Genomic DNA, 274 nt, shown 5'->3' with positions numbered 1-274 from the left:
GGCCAAAGGTGCGGATGAGAGGTAGATGAAAGTCCTCTGGAAGGGCAGTGGAAAAGCCGGCCGTCTCCGAGTCATCCCACTGCATCGGGGTACGCACCCCATCACGGTCAGGCAGCCAGGGATCGTCCCCCATGCCAATCTCGTCGCCGTAGTACAGCACCGGAGAGCCGGGTAGGGACAGCAACATGGCGTTAAGTAGCCGGATCTTCGCATCGTCGTTATCGACAAGAGGGCTCAAGCGGCGACGAATGCCCAAGTTGCACCGCCACCGGGA

At 60.9% G+C, this 274-nt stretch carries 1 protein-coding gene; it reads right to left on the bottom strand.

The features are described 5' to 3' along the window. Positions 1-274, bottom strand: a 274-nt coding sequence (locus AMS67_RS00140; RefSeq protein ID WP_241487943.1) for an alpha-amylase family glycosyl hydrolase, incomplete at both ends; no start/stop codon positions are given.

The sequence above is a fragment of the Leucobacter japonicus genome (assembly GCF_001273855.1).
Classification (GTDB): domain Bacteria; phylum Actinomycetota; class Actinomycetes; order Actinomycetales; family Microbacteriaceae; genus Leucobacter; species Leucobacter japonicus.
The sequence above is the reverse complement of the archived record's forward strand: the minus strand, read 5'-3'. Positions and strand labels throughout refer to the sequence as shown.